The organism is Blautia sp. HCP3S3_G3 (genome assembly GCF_052063365.1).
Lineage (GTDB): Bacteria > Bacillota > Clostridia > Lachnospirales > Lachnospiraceae > Blautia_A.
In genome coordinates this window covers 1-23,801 of sequence record NZ_JBQHXR010000019.1, presented here as the reverse complement: position 1 = coordinate 23,801, position 23,801 = coordinate 1, and the positions used below count along the sequence as shown (strand labels likewise).

General features: G+C 45.1%; 21 protein-coding genes, 2 tRNA genes and 1 pseudogene. 19 read left to right on the top strand and 5 right to left on the bottom strand.

Annotated elements, in window-relative coordinates:
* Positions 1 to 1,332 (top strand): ATP-binding protein, encoded by a 1,332-nt coding sequence (locus tag ACTNEW_RS12950; protein WP_441061749.1) that lies wholly within the window; start codon positions 1 to 3, stop codon positions 1,330 to 1,332.
* Between the two features lie 176 nt (positions 1,333 to 1,508).
* Here the strand turns inward: ACTNEW_RS12950 and ACTNEW_RS12945 are convergent, their stop codons facing one another.
* On the bottom strand, positions 1,509 to 2,282 hold the full coding sequence (locus ACTNEW_RS12945; protein ID WP_441061746.1) for a DUF6062 family protein: 774 nt from the start codon (positions 2,280 to 2,282) through the stop codon (positions 1,509 to 1,511).
* Between the two features lie 247 nt (positions 2,283 to 2,529).
* Between ACTNEW_RS12945 and ACTNEW_RS12940 the strand changes: the two are divergent.
* Positions 2,530 to 2,858: pseudogene (locus tag ACTNEW_RS12940) on the top strand (YbaK/EbsC family protein).
* Positions 2,859 to 2,894: 36 nt separating this feature from the next.
* On the opposite strand, the gene ACTNEW_RS12935 reads toward ACTNEW_RS12940, so the two are convergent.
* Positions 2,895 to 3,791, bottom strand: coding sequence for an AraC family transcriptional regulator (locus tag ACTNEW_RS12935; protein WP_441061743.1), 897 nt, complete (start codon positions 3,789 to 3,791; stop codon positions 2,895 to 2,897).
* Positions 3,792 to 3,836: 45 nt separating this feature from the next.
* Here ACTNEW_RS12935 and ACTNEW_RS12930 point away from each other — a divergent pair, with 45 nt between their 5' ends.
* The 4 genes from ACTNEW_RS12930 (at position 3,837) to ACTNEW_RS12915 (ending at position 6,473) form a co-directional block, all read left to right on the top strand.
* Positions 3,837 to 3,896, top strand: coding sequence for a hypothetical protein (locus ACTNEW_RS12930; protein WP_441061810.1), 60 nt, complete (start codon positions 3,837 to 3,839; stop codon positions 3,894 to 3,896).
* Positions 3,897 to 4,123: 227 nt separating this feature from the next.
* Positions 4,124 to 5,053 (top strand): sugar phosphate nucleotidyltransferase, encoded by a 930-nt coding sequence (locus ACTNEW_RS12925; protein ID WP_441061740.1) that lies wholly within the window; start codon positions 4,124 to 4,126, stop codon positions 5,051 to 5,053.
* A 3-nt stretch (positions 5,054 to 5,056) separates the two neighbouring features.
* A complete protein-coding gene (locus ACTNEW_RS12920; RefSeq protein ID WP_441061737.1) occupies positions 5,057 to 6,160 on the top strand; it encodes a phosphotransferase enzyme family protein in 1,104 nt (367 codons plus the stop codon).
* Positions 6,161 to 6,167: 7 nt separating this feature from the next.
* Positions 6,168 to 6,473 carry a DUF6783 domain-containing protein gene (locus ACTNEW_RS12915; RefSeq protein ID WP_441061734.1) on the top strand — a complete coding sequence of 102 codons (306 nt, stop codon included), beginning with the start codon at positions 6,168 to 6,170 and terminating at the stop codon, positions 6,471 to 6,473.
* Here ACTNEW_RS12915 and ACTNEW_RS12910 read toward each other — a convergent pair.
* Positions 6,379 to 7,857: a DUF1846 domain-containing protein gene (locus ACTNEW_RS12910; RefSeq protein WP_441061731.1), complete on the bottom strand. Its 1,479-nt coding sequence runs from the start codon at positions 7,855 to 7,857 to the stop codon at positions 6,379 to 6,381. The genes ACTNEW_RS12915 and ACTNEW_RS12910 overlap by 95 nt on opposite strands.
* Positions 7,858 to 8,078: 221 nt before the next feature.
* Here ACTNEW_RS12910 and ftsH point away from each other — a divergent pair, with 221 nt between their 5' ends.
* From ftsH to ACTNEW_RS12890, 4 genes are all read left to right on the top strand, one after another.
* Positions 8,079 to 10,211: an ATP-dependent zinc metalloprotease FtsH gene (gene ftsH / locus ACTNEW_RS12905; protein ID WP_441061728.1), complete on the top strand. Its 2,133-nt coding sequence runs from the start codon at positions 8,079 to 8,081 to the stop codon at positions 10,209 to 10,211.
* Between the two features lie 135 nt (positions 10,212 to 10,346).
* Complete coding sequence (gene uvrC, locus ACTNEW_RS12900; protein WP_441061725.1) at positions 10,347 to 12,206, top strand: excinuclease ABC subunit UvrC; 1,860 nt, start codon at positions 10,347 to 10,349, stop codon at positions 12,204 to 12,206.
* Positions 12,207 to 12,439: 233 nt separating this feature from the next.
* Positions 12,440 to 13,372, top strand: a complete 933-nt coding sequence (gene hprK, locus ACTNEW_RS12895) for an HPr(Ser) kinase/phosphatase (protein ID WP_441061722.1) — start codon at positions 12,440 to 12,442, stop codon at positions 13,370 to 13,372.
* A gap of 26 nt (positions 13,373 to 13,398) precedes the next feature.
* Positions 13,399 to 14,343, top strand: a complete 945-nt coding sequence (locus ACTNEW_RS12890) for an ROK family glucokinase (RefSeq protein ID WP_441061719.1) — start codon at positions 13,399 to 13,401, stop codon at positions 14,341 to 14,343.
* 282 nt (positions 14,344 to 14,625) lie between these two features.
* On the opposite strand, the gene ACTNEW_RS12885 is transcribed toward ACTNEW_RS12890, so the two are convergent.
* On the bottom strand, positions 14,626 to 17,199 hold the full coding sequence (locus tag ACTNEW_RS12885; RefSeq protein ID WP_441061716.1) for a transglycosylase domain-containing protein: 2,574 nt from the start codon (positions 17,197 to 17,199) through the stop codon (positions 14,626 to 14,628).
* Between the two features lie 191 nt (positions 17,200 to 17,390).
* Between ACTNEW_RS12885 and ACTNEW_RS12880 the strand changes: the two genes are divergently transcribed.
* A complete protein-coding gene (locus ACTNEW_RS12880) occupies positions 17,391 to 18,047 on the top strand; it encodes a YigZ family protein (RefSeq protein WP_441061713.1) in 657 nt (218 codons plus the stop codon).
* Between the two features lie 66 nt (positions 18,048 to 18,113).
* Here ACTNEW_RS12880 and ACTNEW_RS12875 read toward each other — a convergent pair whose 3' ends face one another.
* Complete coding sequence (locus ACTNEW_RS12875; RefSeq protein WP_441061710.1) at positions 18,114 to 18,632, bottom strand: peptidylprolyl isomerase; 519 nt, start codon at positions 18,630 to 18,632, stop codon at positions 18,114 to 18,116.
* 161 nt (positions 18,633 to 18,793) lie between these two features.
* On the opposite strand from ACTNEW_RS12875, the gene tsaE reads away from it, so the two are divergent.
* From tsaE to ACTNEW_RS12835, 8 genes are all read left to right on the top strand, one after another.
* On the top strand, positions 18,794 to 19,249 hold the full coding sequence (tsaE, locus tag ACTNEW_RS12870; RefSeq protein ID WP_441061708.1) for a tRNA (adenosine(37)-N6)-threonylcarbamoyltransferase complex ATPase subunit type 1 TsaE: 456 nt from the start codon (positions 18,794 to 18,796) through the stop codon (positions 19,247 to 19,249).
* Positions 19,250 to 19,302: 53 nt separating this feature from the next.
* Entirely contained in the window at positions 19,303 to 20,046 is a 744-nt protein-coding gene (gene tsaB, locus ACTNEW_RS12865; RefSeq protein WP_441061705.1) for a tRNA (adenosine(37)-N6)-threonylcarbamoyltransferase complex dimerization subunit type 1 TsaB, read from the top strand.
* A complete protein-coding gene (gene rimI, locus ACTNEW_RS12860) occupies positions 20,043 to 20,480 on the top strand; it encodes a ribosomal protein S18-alanine N-acetyltransferase (RefSeq protein WP_441061702.1) in 438 nt (145 codons plus the stop codon). Before tsaB ends, rimI begins: the two co-directional genes overlap by 4 nt.
* A 28-nt stretch (positions 20,481 to 20,508) precedes the next feature.
* Positions 20,509 to 21,420 carry a ribonuclease Z gene (locus ACTNEW_RS12855; RefSeq protein ID WP_441061699.1) on the top strand — a complete coding sequence of 304 codons (912 nt, stop codon included), beginning with the start codon at positions 20,509 to 20,511 and terminating at the stop codon, positions 21,418 to 21,420.
* A gap of 7 nt (positions 21,421 to 21,427) precedes the next feature.
* The gene (gene tsaD, locus ACTNEW_RS12850; RefSeq protein WP_441061697.1) at positions 21,428 to 22,447 is read left to right on the top strand and encodes a tRNA (adenosine(37)-N6)-threonylcarbamoyltransferase complex transferase subunit TsaD; all 1,020 of its coding nucleotides are present in this window, start codon (positions 21,428 to 21,430) and stop codon (positions 22,445 to 22,447) included.
* 14 nt (positions 22,448 to 22,461) lie between these two features.
* A complete protein-coding gene (gene ispD / locus ACTNEW_RS12845) occupies positions 22,462 to 23,154 on the top strand; it encodes a 2-C-methyl-D-erythritol 4-phosphate cytidylyltransferase (protein ID WP_441061694.1) in 693 nt (230 codons plus the stop codon).
* Positions 23,155 to 23,291: 137 nt separating this feature from the next.
* A tRNA-Ser gene (locus ACTNEW_RS12840) sits at positions 23,292 to 23,377 on the top strand.
* A 130-nt stretch (positions 23,378 to 23,507) separates the two neighbouring features.
* Positions 23,508 to 23,597, top strand: a tRNA-Ser gene (locus ACTNEW_RS12835).
* Positions 23,598 to 23,801 lie beyond the last annotated feature (204 nt).

The following is a 23,801-nucleotide window of genomic DNA, read 5'->3' as shown; positions in this document are numbered from 1 at the left end:
ATGAAACAGAAAATCATGAATTATGGAAGTTTTCTTGTGATCCTGTCTGTACTGCTGACTTTTTTTGCAGCCAGTTTTGTTATGTATGATAAATTCAACAGCAGTATGAAACAGGATGTGAGGTCGGAAGCAGACTATATCAGTGCCGGTATCAGAACATGCGGAGAAGCCTATCTTACACAGGAGGTTGGGGATTTTACGGATACCAGAATTACACTGGCAGATTCCGGGGGAAATGTCCTTTTTGATTCCGTGAAATCTCCGTCCTCACTGGAAAATCACAGCAACCGTCCTGAATTTATACAGGCAAAAAAAGAGGGTAGCGGGGAACTGGTGAGATTTTCCGATACCTTTTCGGAACAGACATTTTATTATGCAGTACAGCTGGATGACGGCAGCATTCTGAGAGTGGCAAGAACGACAGACAGCGTTTTTCATACAATGCTGTCTAGTTTTACACTGCTGGGACTTCTGATTGTTGTGATACTTGTTCTGGCCTTTTTTCTGGTGCAGAAACAGACCAGAGAGCTGATCAAACCGATCAATGAACTGGATCTGGAGCAGCCGCTGAAGAATGTATGCTATGAGGAATTGCGTCCTCTTCTGGTGCGTGTAGATCAGCAGAACAAACAGATTATCCAGCAGGTAAAAGAGCTGAAAGAGGCGGAAGCAATGCGCAGAGAGTTTTCTGCGAATGTATCTCATGAATTGAAGACACCTCTGATGTCGATTTCCGGTTATGCAGAGCTGATGATGAACGGAATGGTTCCCCAGGAGAAGGTATCTGATTTTGCCGGGCGTATTTTTCATGAAGCCAGCCGTCTCAGCTCAATGGTAGCTGATATTATTCAGCTTTCCCGGCTGGATGAGAAGAATACGGAGATGGATTTTGAAACGGTGAATCTTTATGAGCTGGCGGAGGATGTGATCTCTCATCTGAAAGCTTCCGCAGATAAAAAGAAGATTTCCATCAGTCTGGATGGTGACGCACAGGTGGTAAATGGGGTGCGTCAGGTGCTGTACGAGATGATTTATAATGTGGCGGATAATGCAGTGAGATATACCAATGAGGGTGGTAAGGTAAACATCTTTGTAGGGAAAAAGAGAGGGCATGTATGCTGCCGGGTGGAAGATAATGGAATTGGGATTCCTTCGAATGAACAGAAACGTGTTTTTGAGAGATTTTACCGTGTGGATAAAAGCCATTCCCGCCAGACCGGAGGTACAGGGCTTGGACTATCGATTGTGAAGCACGGAGCTGCACTGCATCATGCAGAGATAAAGCTTACCAGTGAACCCGGACAAGGGACGATTATGGAATTGATTTTTTAATATTACAGGAAAATACTTCGCATTTTCCTATAATATTAAAAAGCCCTCCGGGTGGAATTGCACTGCGGCGGAGAGGAAATATATTGCTAAAGCAATCCGCCGCAGGCGGAGAATCCTGCAAAGCAGGATTCTTTTTATATCAGTATATAAATTCCCGGGCAATTTGCCCGGGAATTTCAGCGGTCGGAAGTGTATGGAGGATCGGCAGGAAAACCACCTGCAGCCTTCTGCATCCCGCGGGGCAGAGCGTCTTTGGAGTTTTTCCAGTCTGCATCCTTATATCGATAGTCAAACTTATCACAGAACCAGTCGAGATCCTCGTAAAGCCGCTGCATGTTTTCCTTCATCAGAGGGAACAGGACCTCGTAGAACTGCTTTTTCTCTTTGTCAGAAAGCACACGGTCGGCCTCGTCGGCAAGTTCTCCGAAATGAGGAATACAGAATCCTTTGCAGCTTCGGAACAGCTCCTGGAATTCCGGATTTTTGCGGTACATGTCAAAAAAGGTATCCAGGTAGCGCTGATAAGTTTTTTTGTAAAAATCACAGATATAACATTTTTCTTTTGTGGAGGCTGCCCAGGCACCGATGGAAGTGCGGGCGGCATTTTCTGTATTTTTGGATTTTTTCAGCTTGTCCATGATGGAGACACGTGATGGAGCAAACATTTTAATCTGTTCGTCGAGCTCCTGATTCAGTTTTTTGAAATGTGTTTTCAGAATCAGGCCAGTGCCGAGCCGGTTGCCATAATCGTACAGCTTTTTGAAATGGGTGCGGCAAAAGCCCATAGCGTCTGTTTCCGCACGGACATCATCTTCCATATAGGATGCACCGGGACCAAGAACAAAGTCCAGCGTATGTTCCTCCAGCTTGCGTTCTACGTAGCAGAAAGGACATTCTCCGTCTGCTTTAAACGCATCCATCAGAGGAATGGTGTACAGTTTTTCTTTCATTTGAAACCCTCCAGATTTTCATTTCTGTGCAGCAGGAATTGCTGCTTCCTGAGTTGCTGTGAATAGTAATATGATACCATTAGGATAACACAAATCGCTTTAAAAAGATAGTGCATGAAAGAGAAGCAAATGATATAATGTTACTATTTGTTACTGTTTATGGAGAAAGAGACGAGGAGTAAGTTTGGAAGTGAACTTCCAAATCTACCATTATTGACGCAGCAAGTGCGTCAGGAAAGAGGAAAAGATGGGAATTGTACAGGTAAGAGAATATTTCAGAAAATACAATATGGAAGAGAGAATTGTGGAGTTTCAGGAGTCTTCCGCGACCGTGGAACTTGCGGCACATGCGGTGGGATGTGAGCCTGCACGAATCGCCAAGACACTTTCCTTTAAAGTGGAAGATCAGCCGGTGTTTCTGTATATCTGGATATTTCCCTGAAGCGCTTTGACACGGTATTTCCGGCCGCAGGCAGCAGCAACAGCGCGATCGAGCTGAATATGGAAGAACTGGAGAAATATTCCGGCAGTCTTGGCTGGGTGGATGTGTGTAAAAACTGGTGCATTGAGGAATAAACACCCTCTAGTATAAACCACAACCACCCGGAAAAATCACTCTTTGCGTTCGGATAATGCCTTGATGGAAGAGGCGTATTCTGAGGGAGTCATCCCGGATATTTTTTTAAACTGACGGGAGAAATAGTGGATGGAAGAGTAACCCAGAAAGTCAGAAATCTGGGTGAAATTCATCTGGTTTTCCCGTATGAGCTGTTTGGCGTATTCGATTTTCATTTTGGAAAAAAATTCAATCACGCCGCACTGCTGATATTCCCGGAACAGTTTTTGGAGCTGGGAACGCCCGATCAGATTATCGTGACAGATATCCTCAATGGAAACGTATTCCCGGATATGATCTTCCAGATAACAAATAATTTTGTTGTAGAGATCGGAATGGCTCTTGGGACTGCCAAGGCTGTTTGCGGGGGCAGTAAGCTGCGGAACAGTAAGTCTGCGGATCATGCTGATCAGGAGCTGTTCCAGATATCCCATTACCAGCTGCTGAGATCCGAAGAGACAGTCGGAACGCTTCTTCATTTTTGCGAGATAGGGATCATCGAGAGGGGAGGCAATACAGCGCCTGGCCTCGGCGATGAGCATTCCCATCAGAGTCCGCTCCGTATCAGAAAGCGTCAAAATCCTGTTTTCAAGGAAATTCATGGCCGGTGAATGGCAGTCAAAAGAAACCACCACGATGTTTGGGGCGGTTTTGCCGGTTGCATGAAGCGTATGAAATTCATTTGGTTTGTGAAAAATAATCTGTCCGCGGTTCAGAAGGTGAGTTCCCTCATCGGTCTGTACCAGGGCTTCTCCCTTATCTACACACTGGAATTCCCAGAAATCATGCTGTTCTCCCGCAAAGTGAAAATCATTTCGGTATTCAAAATAGTGAATGGAATATAGTTTATGAATGTCAATGGATTTCTCCAGACATATGCTTTCGTATGGCATGGGTGTTTCCTCGCAAAAAACTGAATCATAATAAAAGGTTAGAGCGTGCATATGACGGGAATGAATTTTCAAACACGCTCTGGTACATCGAAAAATAAGGGTTAATACATTATTATATATCAAAGATTAAAAAAAAACCAGAGCAAACATGCTCAGGTAAATCGATTCACAAATCATTTGGGAATGTTTCTGATGATCCGTGCAGCAGGCTCCCTTATGTAAAATGGAATAAGATCGAATTTGTACATTTGTATAAAAGGAGTGTACGATTGTGCAAATACTAAACCCCGAAAAGTGTTAGAATGGAAATAGAAAAGGAGGTACTTGGTACTATGAAAAAACCAGTATTAGTTGTAATGGCAGCAGGTATGGGAAGCCGTTACGGAGGACTCAAGCAGATTGATCCGGTGGACAAAGAAGGTCATATTATCATGGATTTTTCTGTATATGATGCAGTGAAGGCAGGATTTGAAAAAGTCATTTTCATTATCAAAAAAGAAAACGAGGCTGATTTTAAGGAAGCAATCGGCGACCGTTTGAGCAGACAGCTGGAAGTTTCCTATGTATTCCAGGATCTTTATAATCTTCCGGAGGGATATGAGGTTCCGGAAGGCCGCGTGAAACCATGGGGAACCGGACATGCGGTACTGAGCTGTATTGACGAGATCGATGGAGCTTTCGCCGTGATCAATGCAGATGATTATTATGGAAGACACGCTTTTCAGATGGCTTATGATTTCCTTTCACAGAACGATGATGAAGAAAACTGCTATAAATATATGATGGTTGGCTATAAACTGGAAAACACACTGACGGAGAATGGTCATGTGGCCCGTGGCGTGTGTGTAACAGATGAGGAAGGCCATCTTGTAAAAATCAACGAGCGTACACATATCGAAAAAAGGGATGGCAAGGCACAGTATACGGAAGACGATGGTGCGACATGGGTGGAAATCCCGGAAGGAAGTACCGTGTCCATGAATATGTGGGGATTTTCCGCAAGCATTCTGAAAGAGCTGAAAGATCGTTTTTCGGCATTTCTGGATCAGAATCTGAGACAGAATCCTCTGAAATGCGAATATTTCCTGCCATTTGTAGTAGATGAACTTCTGGGCGAAAAGAAAGCAACAGTAAAAGTTCTGAAATCCATGGACAAATGGTATGGAGTCACTTACAAAGAAGATAAGCCTGTGGTTGTCAGTGCCATTCAGAAACTGAAAGATGAAGGACTGTATCCACAGAATTTATGGGAGGAAAAATAAAAGATGACAGGTGGAATCTTACAGGAAGTCATTGGCAGTTTTCAGTTCCCGGGAACTATGATGGATTGTATCCCATACGGACACGGTCACATCAATGATACATACCTTCTGACCTTTCATACAGAAGGAGGAGACTACCGGTTTATTCTCCAGAGAATGAATAAAAGAATTTTCACGAAGCCTGTGGAACTGATGGAAAATATCAGTGGTGTGACTGGCTGGCTGAGAAAGAAAATTCTGGAAAACGGCGGTGACGTGACAAGAGAGACGCTGAATCTTATAAAAACAAAAGACGGAAAGCCCTATTATGTGGATTCCGAAGACGAATACTGGAGAGCTTATTATTTTATTGAAAATGCCACCTGTTTTGATATGGTGGAGGATGAGAATGATTTTTATCAGAGTGCAGTGGCTTTTGGACATTTCCAGAGACTTCTGGCGGATTATCCGGCGGAAACTCTTCATGAAACGATTGTGAATTTCCACAATACACCGGATCGGTTTAAAAATTTTCAGGCGGCTGTAAAGGCGGATGTCTGCGGCAGGGCTGCAGAGGTACAGGAAGAAATCCGTTTTGTGCAGGAACGGGAATCTCTGACCCATGTTCTCTGTGATCTTCAGAACAGTGGGAAGCTTCCTCTTCGAGTTACCCACAATGATACAAAACTAAATAATATCATGATTGATGATGCAACTGGAAAGGCCATTTGTGTAATCGATCTGGATACCGTAATGCCAGGACTTTCTGTCAATGATTTCGGTGATTCCATCCGATTTGGTGCAAGTACCGCGCAGGAGGATGAACGTGATCTTTCCAAAGTCTCCTGTGATCTGCATCTTTATGAAATTTATACGAAAGGTTTTATTGAGGGATGCGGCGGAGTACTGACAGATCTGGAACTTGAGATGCTGCCAATGGGTGCTGTGATGATGACTTTTGAGTGCGGTATGCGTTTTCTTGCTGATTATCTGGAAGGTGACCATTATTTCAAAATCCACAGGGATGGGCAGAATCTGGACCGCGCCAGAACACAGTTCAAACTGGTAAAGGACATGGAAGAAAAAATGCCGCAGATGAAGGTAATTGTGGAGAAGTATAAAAACTGACCGCAGGATGTCAGTTAGTGGAGGCAGTGCATCGAATCACAAATTTCCTGCAAATTGTGACGCACATCTGTCAGAAAGCAATTTTCAGACACGCTCTACGGCATCAAAAAGCTGCTGTAAATGGAAAACGTTTCAAAAAGAGACGGTACCATTTTACAGCAGCTTTTGTTTTCAGTGCGCTTGGCAGCGCATGTTTTTAACGGGTGGTTATGAACTCCTTACTGGTATTTCTTTTCTTTCTCAAATCTGGGTTCGCAGGTCAGTTCAATGCCAAGTTTACGGAATTCCAGAATATCCACGGAAGACAGCATGACAGAAGTATGTGCCTGGCAGCCCTTCAGGCGGGGAAGCTGTTCCAGAGCAAGACGCGCTTCCGGATTGCTTGCGGCACTTACAGAAAGAGCAATCAGGGTCTCGTCAGAATGCAGGCGTGGATTTTTGCTTCCGAGGTATTGCGTTTTCAGCTCCTGAATCGGGCGGATGGCATCCGGGGAGATGACATGATGCTCGTGAGGGATACCGGCAAGCTCTTTCAGTGCGTTCAGAAGCAGGGCGGAAGATGCTCCGAGGAGCTCGGAAGTTTTGCCGTAGACAATGCTGTTGTCAGGCATTTCCAGAGCAGCAGCCGGAGCTCCGGTTTCTTCTGCTTTGGCAAGACATGCCGGAACAACACGACGGTCTTCCACAGATGCGTGAGCCTGTTTCAGAAGAAGTTCGATTTTGTAAGCTTCTTCTTCCGTACCGGTGCCGGAAACGAGAGCATTCATGCTCTTATAGTATCTGCGGATGATCTCCTGGCGGGAAGCTTCTCTGCAGGCTTCGTCATCGATTATACAGTTGCCGGCCATGTTGACTCCCATATCAGTCGGGGATTTGTACGGGCATTCGCCGATGATCTTTTCGAACATTGCCTGCAGAACCGGGAAAATCTCTACATCACGGTTGTAATTGACGGTTGTTTCTCCGTAAGCCTCCAGATGGAACGGGTCAATCATATTGACGTCATTCAGATCTGCGGTTGCAGCTTCGTATGCCAGGTTGACCGGGTGTTTCAGCGGAATATTCCAGATGGGGAATGTTTCAAATTTTGCATAGCCGGCACTGATTCCGCGTTTGTATTCATGATAAAGCTGGGACAGACAGGTGGCCATCTTTCCGCTTCCCGGTCCCGGAGCTGTGATCACGACCAGAGGACGCGAAGTTTCGATATATTCATTTCTTCCGTAACCTTCATCACTGACGATCAGGGAAGTGTTGCTGGGATAGCCGGGAATGGAATAATGAAGATATACACGGATTCCCATTTTTTCCAGACGGTTTTTGAAAAGGTCGGCACTTTCCTGTCCCGCATAACGGGTAATACATACGCTTCCCACATAAAGTCCGCGTTCTGTAAATTCATCGATCAGGCGAAGGACATCCATATCATAAGTAATGCCAAGGTCACTGCGCATTTTATTTTTGTCAATATCTGAGGCACTGATCACGATTACGATTTCTGCCTGGTCACTGAGCTGCATCAGCATGCGCAGCTTACTGTCCGGTTCAAATCCGGGAAGTACGCGGGATGCATGGTAATCATCGAATAATTTGCCGCCAAATTCCAGATAAAGTTTATTGCCGAACTGGCTGATGCGTTCACGAATGTGCTGAGACTGCATTTTAAGATACTTTTCATTATCAAATCCAATTTTCATTTGTCATTGTTCCTTTCCCTCATCATTAATCATAAGCTGTTTTAGAACATTGTACATACTATTTTTCTAGTATACTACAAAATCTGAAGTTGTGGTATTGTTTTTTTTATATGGCGGTTGATTTATATGAAAAATCTCATTATAATAAGAAATAGTTATGCGCGAAATTCGTGCAGTATTTCCGGTATGATCCGGAAATGGATAACAAGAGGAGGAAAATAATGGATAATCATATGGACAACCAACCGAATGGCAAACGTCCTGACAATCAGAATCCCAATAACAGACAGGGTTCCAATAAAAACCATCAGTCCATTCTGGCATTTCTGATCTGCCTTCTGGTTACGCTGGTATGCCTGAGCCTGTTCACCAATATGCTGCAGGACAACTCCAGCGAGATTACCTACGATAAATTTATTGAGATGGTGGATAAGGATCAGATTAAGGAAGTCACACTGCAGTCCGGTACACTGACTATCGTGCCGAGAGCGCAGTATTCCGCTTATCCGGATATGACTTACTATACCAACCAGATGGAAGACGAGTCGGATCTGACCAAAAGACTGGAAGGAAAAGATATTGTTTTTAAATACGAGCAGCCGGATGCAATGGGAGAATTCCTGGCAATGATCATAAGTGTGCTTCTTCCGACGGTGGTACTTTTTGTCATGCTGATGTTCCTGATGCGCCGAATGAATAAAGGCGGCGGAATGATGGGCGTAGGAAAGAGCCGTGCCAAGGCTTACGTGCAGAAAGAAACCGGAATTACTTTCAAGGATGTTGCAGGACAGGATGAAGCCAAGGAATCTCTTCAGGAAGTGGTGGATTTTCTCCACAATCCCGGGAAATATACCACAATTGGTGCGAAACTTCCAAAGGGTGCGCTTCTTGTGGGACCTCCCGGAACAGGAAAAACTCTTCTGGCCAAGGCAGTTGCGGGAGAAGCGCATGTACCGTTCTTTTCCCTGTCCGGTTCGGAATTTGTGGAGATGTTTGTCGGTGTGGGAGCTTCCCGTGTAAGAGATCTGTTTGAGGAAGCCAAGAAAAACGCGCCATGTATCGTATTTATTGATGAAATCGATGCAATCGGCAAGAGCCGTGATTCCCGCTACGGAGGCGGCAACGATGAACGGGAACAGACCCTGAATCAGCTTCTTGCGGAAATGGATGGTTTTGATACCTCCAAGGGACTTCTGATTCTTGCGGCGACCAACCGTCCGGAGGTTCTTGATCCTGCACTTCTGCGTCCGGGACGTTTTGACCGCCGCGTGATCGTAGACCGACCGGATCTGAAAGGCCGAGTGGACATTCTGAAAGTCCATGCCAAGAATGTACTGCTGGATGATACCGTGGATTTTGATGCCATCGCTCTGGCAACGTCGGGAGCAGTTGGATCTGACCTTGCCAATATGATTAATGAAGCCGCTATTCTGGCGGTAAAGAATGGAAGAAAAGCGGTATCACAGAAAGACCTTCTGGAATCTGTGGAAGTGGTGCTTGTGGGCAAAGAGAAAAAAGACCGTATTTTAAGCACACAGGAGCGCAGAATCGTTTCCTATCATGAAGTGGGACATGCCCTTGTCAGTGCTCTTCAGAAGGATGCGGAGCCTGTCCAGAAAATTACGATTGTTCCCCGTACCATGGGTGCGCTTGGTTATGTCATGCATGTTCCGGAAGAAGAGAAATTTTTGAATACCAAGAAAGAACTGGAAGCAATGCTGGTAGGATATCTGGGCGGAAGAGCGGCTGAGGAGATTGTGTTTGACACAGTAACTACCGGTGCGGCCAATGATATTGAGCAGGCAACGAAGGTTGCCCGTGCCATGATCACGCAGTATGGTATGTCGGAGAAATTCGGACTGATGGGACTTGCCACACAGGAAGACCAGTATCTCAGCGGACATGCGGTTCTCAATTGCGGAGACGATACCGCCACAGAGGTGGATCACGAAGTGATGAAACTGCTGCATGCCTCTTATGAAGAGGCAAAGAATCTTCTTTCCGCTCATCGCAATTCCCTTGATAAGATTGCGGAATACCTGATCAGAAAAGAAACCATCACCGGCAAGGAATTTATGAAAATATTCCGTGCAGTAGAAAGCGGACGTGAGGTTCCTGAGAATCTTGAGGATCTGCCGGAAGAAAACGCTATGGAAGAAAAGAATCCGGCAGAAGAGCAGAAAAAGGCTCTTCCTGATAAGATTCAGGATTTCCAGGACGCGGAACAGAATCAGGAAACTTCAGTGGAAGAAAAGACAGCAGAAATGGAGAATTATTTACCGGGAGAGGAATCTGTGGAAATACAGAAAACCATGCCGGAACAGGAAACAGCAGAAACACAGGATCATGATTAATAAATCAGCCCCGGAGACCATACTCCGGGGCACATTTGTAGCAGCTGAAAAAGATGATTTTCCTGCTGCAGGATATCTGCATATACGGATTTTCCTGCGTGAGAAATTGTTTCAGCTGTGGAAAGGAGCCAAGCAATGTTCAACATTGAAGAAGAACTGAAAAAGCTTCCTGCCAAGCCTGGTGTGTATATCATGCATGATGAAGCGGATGAGATTATTTATGTTGGAAAAGCCATCAGTCTCAAAAACCGGGTACGTCAGTATTTTCAGTCGAGCCGCAACAAGGGACCGAAAATTGAACAGATGGTCACCCATATTTCCCGTTTTGAATATATTATCACGGATTCTGAACTGGAAGCTCTGGTTCTGGAATCCAATCTTATCAAAGAACATCGGCCAAAATACAATACGATGCTGAAAGATGACAAGAGTTATCCGTTTATCAAAGTCACGGTTCAGGAGGCATTTCCCCGTGTTTTGTTTGCGCGAAGAATGAAGAAGGATAAGAACCGCTATTTTGGTCCCTATACCAGTGTGGGAGCGGTAAAAGATGTTATAGAGCTTGTGCGTAAGCTGTATCAGGTACGTTCCTGCAACCGTGTGCTTCCCAGAGACACCGGGAAAGACCGGCCATGCCTTTATTATCATATGAAACAGTGTACAGCACCCTGTCAGGGTCGGATTTCCAGTGAAGAGTACAAAAAGAATATTCAAAACGTCATCCGATTTCTCAATGGTGATGTAAAGGAAACCGTGGATGAGCTGACGGAAAAAATGCAGCAGGCTTCGGATGATATGCGGTTTGAGGAAGCAATCGAATACCGGAATCTGATCCAGAGCATCCGAAAGATAGGAGAAAAGCAGAAAATTACCGGTTATGGGGAAGAGGACCGCGATATCATTGCTGCAGCCATGGATGAAAGTCTGGATCTGCGTGAACAGGACGCGGTGGTACAGGTTTTCTTTGTGCGGGATGGCAAACTGATCGGCAGAGATCATTTTTATCTCCGGGTAGCCCGGGGAGATACGAAAGAACAGGTGCTTTCCAGCTTTCTGAAGCAGTTTTATGCGGGAACACCGTTTATTCCCAGAGAAATTATCCTGCAGAAAGAAATTGAGGATGCTCCGATTATCGAAGAGTGGCTGAGTACCCGGAGAAAACAGAGAGTTCATATTCGTGTACCCAAAAAAGGAACGAAAGAAAAGCTTGTGGAGCTTGCGGAAGAAAATGCAAAAATGGTTCTGAGCAAAGACCGCGAGCGGATCCGCAGGGAAGAAGGCAGAACCATCGGGGCAGTGAAGGAAGTGGAACAGTGGCTGGGCCTGAAGGGGCTTGAACGAATGGAGGCTTATGATATTTCCAATATCAGCGGATTTGAATCCGTCGGTTCTATGGTGGTTTACGAAAAAGGCCGTCCTAAACGCAGTGATTACCGGAAATTTAAGATTAAATGGGTGCAGGGCCCTAATGACTATGCGAGCATGGAAGAAGTTCTGACCAGACGTTTTACCCATGAGAGCAATGGAGAATTTGACAGCTTTGCAAAACTTCCGGATCTCATTCTGATGGATGGCGGAAAGGGGCAGGTTCATGTTGCTCTGCGTGTTCTGGAGAAACTGGGACTTCAGATTCCTGTCTGCGGTATGGTAAAAGATGATCATCACCGTACCAGAGGACTGTATTTTCAGGATGAGGAAATTTCTATTGATACTTCAGGAGAAGGATTCCGTCTGATTACAAGGATACAGGATGAAGCGCACCGTTTTGCTATTGAATATCACCGTTCTCTGCGCAGCAAAGAACAGGTGCATTCTCTTCTGGATGATATTCCCGGAATCGGAGATACGAGACGGAAGGCACTGATGCGGCGGTTTAAATCTCTGGAAAATATCCGTGATGCATCTCTGGAGGAACTTGCAGAGACTGAATCCATGAATGCGGCAAGTGCCCGACAGGTTTATGAATTCTTTCATTCCAGAAAAGAAGAGGAATAACTTTTCTTTCAGAGAGAGAGCGGGAATAGGCTCGGAAGAGAAATGGGATAATATCCATGTGTCAGAGGAAACAGGTAAAATCTTTCTCATTCATTGCAGTTTGGAGGGGGATTTGGTATAATAAAAATAATTGCCGGTATATTGGTTTGCAAATGATGTGATGCAGTTATTTCGAAACTGATGTGTCCGGCATGATAAAACATGCTGCGTATATTGATAAAGGAGATATGCATATGAAGGGTGTAGAATTGACTAAAATGATGCAGGAGCTGAACCTTACGAATCTGACTCCTGAAATTGACCTGAGCGGAATGCGCGTCATGACTGCAGAAATCAACCGTCCTGCGTTGCAGCTTACCGGCTACCTGGAACACTTTGCAAATGAACGTGTACAGATCATCGGTTATGTAGAGTTTACGTATTTGATGCAGCTCAGTGAAGAAGAGCGGACATTCAAGTATGAGCGTTTTATATCCGGCAAAATTCCCTGTGTAATATTCAGTACAATGACAAGACCTTCTCAGGGGATGATTGATCTGGCACTGAAATATAATGTACCGACATTTGCGACAGACAGAACGACTTCCAGTCTGATGGCTGAGATTATCCGCTGGCTTGGTGTTCAGCTGGCGCCGTGTATTTCTATTCATGGCGTTCTTGTGGATGTTTACGGTGAGGGTGTTCTGATCACTGGTGAGAGCGGTATCGGTAAGAGTGAGGCCGCACTGGAGCTGATCAAGCGTGGACATCGTCTTGTAAGTGATGATGTTGTAGAACTCCGTAAGGTAAGTGACGTAACACTGGTTGGTTCTGCTCCTGATATTACCCGTCATTTTATTGAACTGCGAGGTATTGGTATCATAGATGTAAAGACGTTGTTCGGTGTAGAAAGTGTCAAGGATACCCAGTCTGTTGATCTGGTGATCAAGCTAGAAGAGTGGGATCGGGATAAGGAATATGACCGTCTCGGCCTTCATGAGGAATATACAGAATACCTTGGAAATAAGATCGTGTGCCATTCACTTCCGATTCGTCCGGGCAGAAACCTGGCTATTATCGTTGAGTCTGCAGCTGTCAATCACAGACAGAAGAAGATGGGATACAATGCGGCAGAAGAGCTTTATAAACGTGTACAGGCGAATATAGCCAGAAAACGTACAGAGTAAATACAAACAGAAAGGAAATAAAAAAGATGAAAACCTATTGCTTTGGAATTGATGTAGGAGGTACCACTGTTAAGTGCGGTCTGTTCCGTACAGAAGGAACATTAGTAGAAAAATGGGAGATTCCAACCAGAACGGAGGACAACGGTAAGGAAATCCTTCCGGATGTGGCAAAAACGATTCTGGATAAACTGCAGGAACGCAATATTGCAAAAGACGATGTAGAGGGTGTCGGAATTGGTATTCCCGGACCGATCAATGAAAATGGAGAGGCTATCTGCGCAGTCAATCTTTACTGGGGATTCACGCCTGTTGCAAAACAGCTCAGTGAACTTACCGGTTTAAAGGCAAAAGCAGGCAATGACGCCAATGTAGCTGCTCTTGGCGAAGCGTGGAAGGGTGCCGCAGAAGGTGCAAAGAATGTTGTGATGGTAACTCTGGGAACAGGAGTTGGCGGCGGCATCATCGTTCATGGAAAAATCGTATCCGGACATCATGGTGCCGGCGGTGAAGTAGGACATGCATGTATGGATCATGAAGAAACAGAAGCATGCAACTGCGGCAATAAGGGTTGTCTGGAACAGGTGGCATCTGCTACAGGTATTGTGCGTGTGGCTCAGAAAGAACTGGCTGCATCCAGTGATGCCAGCGTGCTTCGCGGCAGAGAACATGTTTCTGCAAAGACTGTCCTGGATGCATTCAAAGCCGGGGATGCACTGGCAGTCCGTGTAATGGAAAAGGTTGGAGATGAGCTGGGCGGTGCGCTTGCTATTTTCTCCTGCGTAGTTGATCCGGAAACAATTGTTGTGGGCGGCGGTGTATCGAGAGCCGGACAGCCTCTGATCGACTGCATCCAGAAATACTACAGAAAATATGCATTTACCGCCTGCAAGGATACTCCGATCGTGATTGCCCAGCTTGGAAATGATGCCGGTATTTACGGATCTGCACGCTTAGTGCTTGAGGATGAATAAATACGGGAAAGACTGCAATAACAGGAATAAATGTAATAACATAAATAACTGTAACAACAGAAATAAATGCAGCAACAGGAATAACTGTAACAGATAGAATACATAGCAGTGTGAGATTACTGTCAGAAACCAATTCATTTCTGACAGTCAAGAAATGAAATAAAAAAGATGCTTCTCATATGACACACATTTTTTACTGGATGACCAGCAGATAAAGATTCATGTCATTTTTGAGAAGCATCTTTTTGTTTATAAATATTTGTTTATAAATACGTCTTTCTTTTAATAGTAGTAATAATACTGACCGGTTTCTTCGTCCCATTCACCGGTTTCTTCGCTCCAGTCATCGTATCCGTCGCCGCCTTCATAATCATCGCCGCCGGTGTCTTCGCCGTTATCATCATCACCGTTTTCGATTACTTCCTCTGGATATTCGCCTTCCGGTGTCGGGGTCGGTTCCAGCGTTTCTTCGTCATAATTGTATTCCTCCTCTACTTCGTAGAAGTGCTGGTCACAATATTCAGAAGGTTCTGTTCCGATATCGAAATATTCCGTGATAACAGGACAGCCATCTCTCGGAAGAAGACCTGTTTCTTCGCAGACACTGATGCTCTCCACACTTGCAGGCTGCGGGAATTCCATATATTCCAGACCCTCATGAATGCGGGTCATGACTTTTCTCCAGAGGCTCTTATGGAAGTCACGGGCGTAATCTGGAAGTTTTTCATTATCGTCGTATCCGGACCATACGGCACAGGTATAATACGGGGTATATCCCACGAACCAGAGGTCGTTATATTCTTCCGTTGTACCTGTTTTACCTGCAACCGGCATATTGGCAAGCTGGCAGGCAGTACCGGTACCATATCTTACAACATCTTCCATGGCGTTTGTAAGAAGCCATGCAGTAGAATCTTTCAGTACGGAACGTTCTGCTGACGTGTTTTCAATCAATACATTGCCGTTATGATCAAGAATCTTGGTATAGTAAATCGGTTTGATATAATTTCCGCCGTTGGCAATGGATGCATAGGCAGCACAGAGTTCTACGTTGGTTACACCATGTGTGATACCGCCGAGAGCTGTGGGAAGATTTGCATCACTCCATACATTTCCCTGAGAATCCCGGTCTGCTTCCGTTCCATGTGCAAGAGTGGTAAATCCGAAGTTGTCCAGATAATCAAGACCAAGTTCCGGAGTCACCTGTTCGAGACATTTGACTGCAACAACGTTGATGGAATTCTGGATTGCCCTGCGGATGGTAGTAGTTCCTCCATAAGTTCTGGAAGCATTGTTCACAGGAGCTCCGCTTGGGTAGAAGTATTCTTCATCCTCAAATGTGGTAGCCAGCGTCATACCCTTTTCGTTCAGAGCCGGTGCATAGGTGGACAGAATCTTGAATGTGGAACCTGGCTGACGTGTACTGTCTGTAGCACGGTTCAGCGTAAGACTGGCGGTTTTCTCACCGCGTCCGCCGATGATTGCTTTTACATAACCGGTGTACTGATCAATGACACTCATGGAAGACTGTGGCTGCGGTGCGAAACTGATATTCTCCGCAACAACAGAACCGCCGTTGGCGAGAATATTTTCTTTGTACCGGTCAACATAAGCCTGTCCTTCTTCCGGAGAATCGAAAAGAAGATCAAATGACGGATCTTCGTTCTGGAAGTAAAGCCTCATCATTTCTTTGCTGTAGTTGACTTCGTTGCCGTCCGCATCATGAACAGTCAGAGCATAATCCAAAAGATACTGTACAGTAGCTGGATAATTATCAGGATTTGCATATTCTTCGTCCAGAATACTCTGGATGTACGGATCCTGTGTAGTGTAAATCTTGAGACCGCCGCTGTAGAGCATGTTGCGTGCCTGAGTTTTGGTATATCCTTTGATATTCATCAGGTCATTGATTACCTGATCGATCAGTTCGTCTTCGAAATAGGAATATACCTGTTTCCGTTCGTTGGAGGTTGCCTCCTGGGCAGCACTGATTCTGGTATAAACATCATCATTCAGTGCTTCGTCATACTGTGCCTGCGTGATATAGCCCTGCTCCAGCATGTGATCCAGAACTTCTTTTCTTCGCTTGGCATTATCCTTGGGATTATCGATCGGATTGTAGCGGCTTGGATTCTGGGTGATACCTGCCAGCGTAGCACATTCCGAGAGGGTGAGATCCCATACATCCTTATTGAAGTACTGGCGTGCAGCCGCCTGGACACCATAGGACCCGGCACCAAGGTTAATCGTATTCAGATAGTTCTCAAGGATGACGTCCTTGTTATTGATTTTTTCTTCAATCTGGACGGCAAGATACTGTTCCTGAATTTTACGGGTAAAACGTTCCAGCCAGGTGGATTCTTCTGTCCAGTTGGTAAATACATTGTTTTTCAGAAGCTGCTGCGTAATGGTACTTGCACCTTCGGAGAGTCCGCCCGAAGAGATGTTTCGCACGAGTGCACGAAGCATACCCTTGACATCAATACCATTATGTTCATAAAACCTTTCGTCCTCAATAGCAACAACCGCATGCTGCAGATCGACCGGAATCTGTTCAATGGATACCGGCAGACGATTGGAATCAGGCGCTGCCAGCTTGCGGATCTGATTGCCCTGATCATCATACAGGAAGCTTGCGTAACCAAGGGGCATAATGTCCACATCGTCCACGTCTGGTGCATTATCTATGACACCCCGGAGTGCGCCAAATCCAAGACATGCGACAACCACACATAAGGTGATCAGGGATATGAATAAAACTCTGATAAACGAAACATGTGCCCGCTTTCCCATCATGGATGAACTGGAAATGAGGGCGTTCCGCTTCTTTGAGACCGCTTTTTTTCCGTAATTCATGATATTCCTCCTTTATAGTCCGTTCTATTATAACAAATCTCCATTAGTAAATAAAGCAAAAAATAAAAACTTCACATATTCTTCGGAAATAATCCGGGGTGATTCATATGATCCAGGAAATAATCCGGGATTGACAGAAGCGATGCGCAAAATGTACAATAGAAAAATAAAGATACCGGAGGCAGAGGTTTATGTTGGAAAGTTATAAGACATTACTGGAAGGCGGTACCGCAGAAATTGTAGAAAAAAAATCCAGATTTATCGCAACAGTCAGGCTTGTGGAGTCGGAAGAAGAGGCGCTGACTTTTATAGAGGAAATGAAAAAAAAATACTGGGATGCACGTCACAACTGTTATGTGTACTCTGTGGGAATGAACAGGGAATATACCAGATGCAGTGACGACGGAGAACCGTCCGGTACTGCCGGAAGACCTATGCTCGATGTGATTCTTGGAGAAGATATTTATAATGTGGCTGTTGTGGTGACACGTTATTTTGGTGGAATTCTTCTTGGTACCGGCGGACTGGTGCGTGCTTATTCCAAAGCTGTACAGGAAGGGTTGAAAAACAGCAGGATCATTCAGAAAAAATACGGAATATCACTGGAAGTTACGACAGATTATACGGGAATCGGTAAGATTCAGTACATTGCAGGAGAACGAAAACTGCCTGTTCTGGATTCTGAATATACGGATAAAGTGGTGATGAAGCTTCTTGTACCGGCAGATGAGATAGAAGCTGTCCGGAAAGCGATCACAGAAGGTACGAACGGCCGGGCGCGTATGCAGAAAGAAAAGGATCTGTATTTTGCAGTTCTTGACGGGGAAGTACATATATTTGAAAAATAAAAGGGGTGCCCTCCGGAAAGAGGGCACCCTGAATGTTTCTGTGCATGTCAGAAAACCAGAAGAAACTCAGCACTTCTCCGGTTCCGGGTATTCGGTACCAAAGGTTTCTACAGTTACAGATTTCATTTTCTGTTCGTCAAGCGGTTTGTCTCTGTAATCAGTATCTTCTTCTGCAATGCGGTCTACTACATCCATACCTTCGATGACTTTGCCGAATGCAGCGTAGCTTCCGTCAAGATGCGGAGCGGCTTTGTGCATGATAAAGAACTGGCTTCCTGCAGAATTCGGATTCATGGCTCTTGCCATGGAAAGTACGCCCGGGGTATGTTTCAGATCATTTTTGAATCTGTTCTTGGAGAATTCACCCTTGATGGAATATCCCGGACCGCCCATACCTGTTCCGTCCGGGCATCCGCCCTGGATCATGAAGCCATTGATGACACGATGGAAGATCAGACCATTATAAAAGCCTTTGTTCACAAGGCTGATGAAGTTATTTACTGTATTTGGGGCAATTTCCGGATACAGTTCTGCCTTGATGACATCGCCGTTTTCCATAGTGATTGTAACGATTGGGTTTGCCATATTTTCAGTCTCCTTTTCAAAAAGTATTGTTTTTCTCTGTTCGCTCTATTATAATATGCGAAGAACAATTCTGCAAGAAAAAGGTAACAGGATGTTGTTTTGGGGTTGCTGTCTGCTTTGTGATGAACAGTAACGCTTTTATATATAAGGAAAGGGAAAACATGATCATAGAAACGAGAACTGCAGAAGAAACATTTGCATTGGGCGAGAAGGTCGGAAGATGTGCCAGACCCGGACAGATTTATACATTGACAGGTGACCTTGGCGTGGGAAAGACTGTTTTTACCCAGGGAGTTGCGGCCGGTCTCGATATTACGGAACCCATCAGCAGTCCTACATTTACTATTATTCAGGTATATGAAGGGGGAAGACTGCCATTTTATCATTTTGATGTATATCGTATCGGTGATATTGAAGAGATGGAAGAAATCGGTTATGACGATTATTTTTTTGGAGAGGGAATCTGTCTGATCGAGTGGGCAAATCTGATTGAGGAGATTCTTCCGGAGAAGCTGATACGGGTTACTATAGAAAAAGATCTGGAACAGGGGTTTGACTACCGTAGGATTATAATTGAAGGTCTGGATGATGATTTTGGAGGTCAAGTTTGGAAGTGAACTTCCAAATCTACCATTATTGACGCAGCAAGTGCGTCAGGAAAGAGGAAAAAATGAAAATATTAGCACTGGACAGTTCCGGAATTGTGGCATCGGTTGCTGTTGTGGAGGATGACACACTTCTGGCGGAATATACCGTAAATTACAAAAAAACACATTCTCAGACGCTGCTTCCCATGCTGGATGAGATTGTAAAAATGACAGAACTTGATATGGATACAGTAGACGCCATTGCTGTTGCAGCCGGTCCGGGATCATTTACAGGCCTGCGTATCGGTTCTGCTACAGCCAAGGGACTGGGGCTTGCTCTTAAGAAACCGTTGATTCCGGTACCGACAGTGGATGCGCTGGCTTATAATCTGTATGATGCTGGAGGGCTGATCTGTCCCATTATGGATGCCCGGAGAAATCAGGTATATACAGGAATCTACCGATTTGAGAATCACAGACTGTCTGTTCTGAAAAGCCAGTGGGCAGGGGCTGTCACGGAACTTCTGGAGATGCTGAATGAAATGGGAGAACCAGTGACATTTCTGGGGGATGGCGTGCCTGTATTCCGCCAGGTGATCTCAGAAACACTGCAGGTGCCGTTTTCATTTGCACCGGCCCATGTGAATAAACAGAGAGCAGCAGCAGTTGCCGCTCTTGGTCTGGAATATTATAAAGAAGGAAAAACAGAGACTGCGATGGAACATTGTCCGGATTATCTCAGGGTATCTCAGGCGGAACGGGAACGTGCACAGAGGGAAAAGGCTGCAGAGGCAGCAGGAAACCGTGACGGGGAGGCTGCTTTATGATACTTCGGGAAATGGTGGTAGACGATCTGGATCAGGTGATGGAAATTGAACAGGATCTGTTTGCTGTACCATGGACCAGAGAAGGATATTTCACATTTCTTACAAGAGATGATGCGATGTTTCTTGTGGTGGAAGAAAAAGGCCGTATTCTCGCCTATTGCGGGCTGCTGATGGTTCTGGATGAAGGTGATGTGACCAATGTGGCTGTTCGCCGGGACAGGCAGAAAGAAGGAATCGGGAATTTTCTCATGGAAAGCCTGATCAGACTGGCAGACGGTATGGGAGTGACGACGATTCATCTGGAAGTCCGTTCCGGTAATGAAACGGCCATCCGTCTGTATGAACGAAATGGATTTGCCAGAGATGGGATTCGCAGGAATTATTATACGGATCCTGTGGAAGATGCGCTTCTTATGACCAGACATCCGCAGTAAAAAGGCTATCAGGAGGAATCAGAATCGTATGTTAGATGTTTGTTTGTTGGGAACAGGGGGCATGATGCCTTTGCCAAGAAGATGGCTGACGGCATTGATGACCCGATACAATGGAAGCAGTCTTCTGATTGACTGCGGAGAAGGAACACAGGTTGCAATCCGGGAAAAAGGCTGGACATTTAAGCCGATTGATGTGATCTGCTTTACACATTATCATGGAGATCATATCAGCGGACTGCCAGGGCTTCTGCTTTCTATGGGAAACGCGGACCGGACAGAACCTCTGACACTTGTGGGACCAAAAGGTCTGGAACGTGTGGTGAATGCCCTGCGTATTATTGCACCGGAACTGCCTTTTGAACTGAAGTTTATCGAAATTACAAAGCCGGAAGAAGTTCTGGAACTGAATGGCTACCGTATTACAGCGTTTAAAGTGAATCACAATGTACTTTGCTATGGATATACGCTGGAAATTCTGCGCAAAGGGAAATTTTCACCGGAAAGAGCAAGAGAACAGGAAATTCCGCTGAAATTCTGGAACCCGCTGCAGAAAGGAGAGACAGTGGAAGAAGACGGACGGGTCTACACTCCGGATATGGTGCTGGGGCCTCAGCGAAAAGGAATCAAACTCACTTATTCGACAGACACCAGACCGACAGAATCCATTCTTCGCAACGCAGCAGGGTCTGACCTTTTTATCTGTGAAGGAATGTATGGAGAAGAGGATAAGGCTGACAAGGCCAAAGGCTATAAGCATATGACATTCAAAGAGGCGGCAGTACTTGCGAGGGATGCCGGTGTGCGTGAAATGTGGCTTACGCATTACAGCCCCTCCCTGATCAGACCGGATGACTATATGGAAAGTGTGAGAAGTATTTTTCCTGATGCATATGCCGGAAAAGACGGAAAGAGTGTGGAATTGAATTTTGAAGAGGAGTGATACGGACATGAAGGATACTTTGATTCTGGCAATTGAGAGTTCCTGTGATGAAACAGCTGCTTCTGTTGTCAAAAATGGAAGGACGATTTTGTCAAATGTGATTTCATCTCAGATAGAGCTCCATAAGTTATATGGAGGAGTTGTGCCGGAAATTGCGTCGCGCAAACATATTGAAAAGATTAATCAGGTAATCGAGGAAGCACTGGATACGGCCGGAGTAACTCTGGATGATCTGGATGCGATCGGAGTTACCTATGGCCCGGGACTGGTAGGGGCGCTTCTTGTAGGCGTTGCTGAGGCAAAGGCAATTGCATACGCGAAGAAACTGCCTCTGGTTGGTGTGCATCATATTGAAGGGCATGTATCTGCCAATTATATAGAGAATCCGGATCTGGAACCTCCGTTTTTGTGTCTGATCGTTTCCGGAGGACATACACATCTTGTAATTGTAAAAGATTACGGAGAATTTGAAATCCTCGGGCGTACACGGGACGATGCTGCGGGGGAGGCTTTTGATAAAGTAGCCAGAGCCATTGGTCTTGGTTATCCCGGTGGACCGAAAATTGATAAATTATCAAAAGAAGGAAATCCGGATGCCATTGAGTTTCCACGGGCAAAGATTGGAGACTGTCCTTATGATTTCAGTTTCAGCGGCGTGAAGTCTGCGGTGCTGAATTACCTGAATAACGCGAAGATGAAAGGGGAAGAAGTGAATCGTGCTGATCTGGCTGCCTCTTTCCAGAAAGCGGTTGTGGATGTGCTGGTAGAGCATACGATGATGGCTGCGAAGGATTACAGAATGAATAAAATTGCAATTGCGGGCGGAGTGGCATCGAACGGAACACTTCGGGAAGCTATGAAAAACGCATGTGAGAAACGGAAATATTATTTTTATCATCCGTCACCGATTTTCTGTACAGATAATGCGGCAATGATCGGCGTGGCGGCCTATTATGAATTTATCAAGGGTACCCGGCATGGATGGGATCTGAATGCGGTTCCAAATCTGAAATTGGGTGAACGATAAACGGAGATAAAACTATGGCAGATAAAAAATGTACGGCGATCGTCCTGGCTGCCGGACAGGGAAAACGGATGAACAGCAGTATACAGAAACAGTTTCTGGAGATAAAAGGGTATCCGGTTCTTTATTATTCTCTGAAATGCTTTCAGGACAGCCCGCTGATTGGGGAAATTGTTCTTGTGACATCAGAAAATGCAGTTTCCTATTGCAGAAGTGAAATTGTTAAAAAATATGGATTTTCCAAAGTGACAGGTATCATTGCCGGCGGAAAAGAACGATATGATTCAGTGTATGCGGGACTTCTCGCGTGTGGAGAATGTGAATATGTTTTTATCCATGACGGAGCAAGACCGTTTATATCAGAAGAAATTCTGGAGCGGGGACTGACAGGAGTGCAGGAAACTGGTGCCTGCGTAATTGGAATGCCATCCAAAGATACCGTTAAAATTGCGGATGAGGATGGATTTGTAAAAGAAACACCGGACAGGAAAAATGTGTGGACGATACAGACGCCGCAGATTTTTTCTTACAGACTGATTCGTGATGCGCATGAAAGTATCCGGAAAAAAGATATGTCTGCCATTACAGACGATGCCATGGTTGTTGAACAGGAAACGGGGGTCCGTGTCAGACTGGCAGAAGGCTCTTATCAGAATATAAAGATTACAACACCCGAGGATCTTGTCGTCGCAGAATCCTTTTTGGAATAGTTTTTAGAATAGAGTGTGTTTGAAAAGAAAAATATATAAAAAAAGAAAAAATCTTGTTGACATGACAAAAAAATGATGGTAGAATATTTCTTGCACTGACAGTGATGCGCTTTTTTGGCGACATTTAAGACGCATCTGGAGAGATATCGAAGTGGTCATAACGAGGCGGTCTTGAAAACCGTTTGTCCGCAAGGGCGCGTGGGTTCGAATCCCACTCTCTCCGTTTGTCTGGTACGAAAAAAGATTGAAAAAAATCAAAAAAAGTGCTTGACAAAAGAAAATGTATGATTTACAATAAGTGCTGTTGAGTTCGCGAAAACGAATGAAACAAAACTGCGTAAGTAGGGCAATTTGGAGAAGTACCCAAGCTGGCCGAAGGGGCTCCCCTGGAAAGGGAGTAGGTCGTTAATAGCGGCGCGAGGGTTCAAATCCCTCCTTCTCCGTTTCGAGTTTGGAAAAACTTGAAAAAAATAAAAAAAGATGTTGACAAACATCGAAAGATGTGGTAACATTTAGAAGCTGTCGCAAGACAGAAAACCTTGATAACTAAACAGTGAAACACATACGATTCTCGAAAATTCTTTACATTCAAAAGAACGGTTCGATGAACCAAAAACAGTAAAAACGAGAGATAGCTAGTAGTTATC

Bases quoted from the DNA above. Each gene is read 5' to 3' on its own strand.
- ACTNEW_RS12950 (WP_441061749.1), top strand. From the start codon at position 1: ATGAAACAGAAAATCATGAATTATGGAAGTTTTCTTGTGATCCTGTCT.
- ACTNEW_RS12945 (WP_441061746.1), bottom strand. From the start codon at position 2,282: ATGAAAGAAAAACTGTACACCATTCCTCTGATGGATGCGTTTAAAGCA.
- ACTNEW_RS12935 (WP_441061743.1), bottom strand. From the start codon at position 3,791: ATGCCATACGAAAGCATATGTCTGGAGAAATCCATTGACATTCATAAA.
- ACTNEW_RS12925 (WP_441061740.1), top strand. From the start codon at position 4,124: ATGAAAAAACCAGTATTAGTTGTAATGGCAGCAGGTATGGGAAGCCGT.
- ACTNEW_RS12920 (WP_441061737.1), top strand. From the start codon at position 5,057: ATGACAGGTGGAATCTTACAGGAAGTCATTGGCAGTTTTCAGTTCCCG.
- ACTNEW_RS12915 (WP_441061734.1), top strand. From the start codon at position 6,168: ATGTCAGTTAGTGGAGGCAGTGCATCGAATCACAAATTTCCTGCAAAT.
- ACTNEW_RS12910 (WP_441061731.1), bottom strand. From the start codon at position 7,857: ATGAAAATTGGATTTGATAATGAAAAGTATCTTAAAATGCAGTCTCAG.
- ftsH (WP_441061728.1), top strand. From the start codon at position 8,079: ATGGATAATCATATGGACAACCAACCGAATGGCAAACGTCCTGACAAT.
- uvrC (WP_441061725.1), top strand. From the start codon at position 10,347: ATGTTCAACATTGAAGAAGAACTGAAAAAGCTTCCTGCCAAGCCTGGT.
- hprK (WP_441061722.1), top strand. From the start codon at position 12,440: ATGAAGGGTGTAGAATTGACTAAAATGATGCAGGAGCTGAACCTTACG.
- ACTNEW_RS12890 (WP_441061719.1), top strand. From the start codon at position 13,399: ATGAAAACCTATTGCTTTGGAATTGATGTAGGAGGTACCACTGTTAAG.
- ACTNEW_RS12885 (WP_441061716.1), bottom strand. From the start codon at position 17,199: ATGAATTACGGAAAAAAAGCGGTCTCAAAGAAGCGGAACGCCCTCATT.
- ACTNEW_RS12880 (WP_441061713.1), top strand. From the start codon at position 17,391: ATGTTGGAAAGTTATAAGACATTACTGGAAGGCGGTACCGCAGAAATT.
- ACTNEW_RS12875 (WP_441061710.1), bottom strand. From the start codon at position 18,632: ATGGCAAACCCAATCGTTACAATCACTATGGAAAACGGCGATGTCATC.
- tsaE (WP_441061708.1), top strand. From the start codon at position 18,794: ATGATCATAGAAACGAGAACTGCAGAAGAAACATTTGCATTGGGCGAG.
- tsaB (WP_441061705.1), top strand. From the start codon at position 19,303: ATGAAAATATTAGCACTGGACAGTTCCGGAATTGTGGCATCGGTTGCT.
- rimI (WP_441061702.1), top strand. From the start codon at position 20,043: ATGATACTTCGGGAAATGGTGGTAGACGATCTGGATCAGGTGATGGAA.
- ACTNEW_RS12855 (WP_441061699.1), top strand. From the start codon at position 20,509: ATGTTAGATGTTTGTTTGTTGGGAACAGGGGGCATGATGCCTTTGCCA.
- tsaD (WP_441061697.1), top strand. From the start codon at position 21,428: ATGAAGGATACTTTGATTCTGGCAATTGAGAGTTCCTGTGATGAAACA.
- ispD (WP_441061694.1), top strand. From the start codon at position 22,462: ATGGCAGATAAAAAATGTACGGCGATCGTCCTGGCTGCCGGACAGGGA.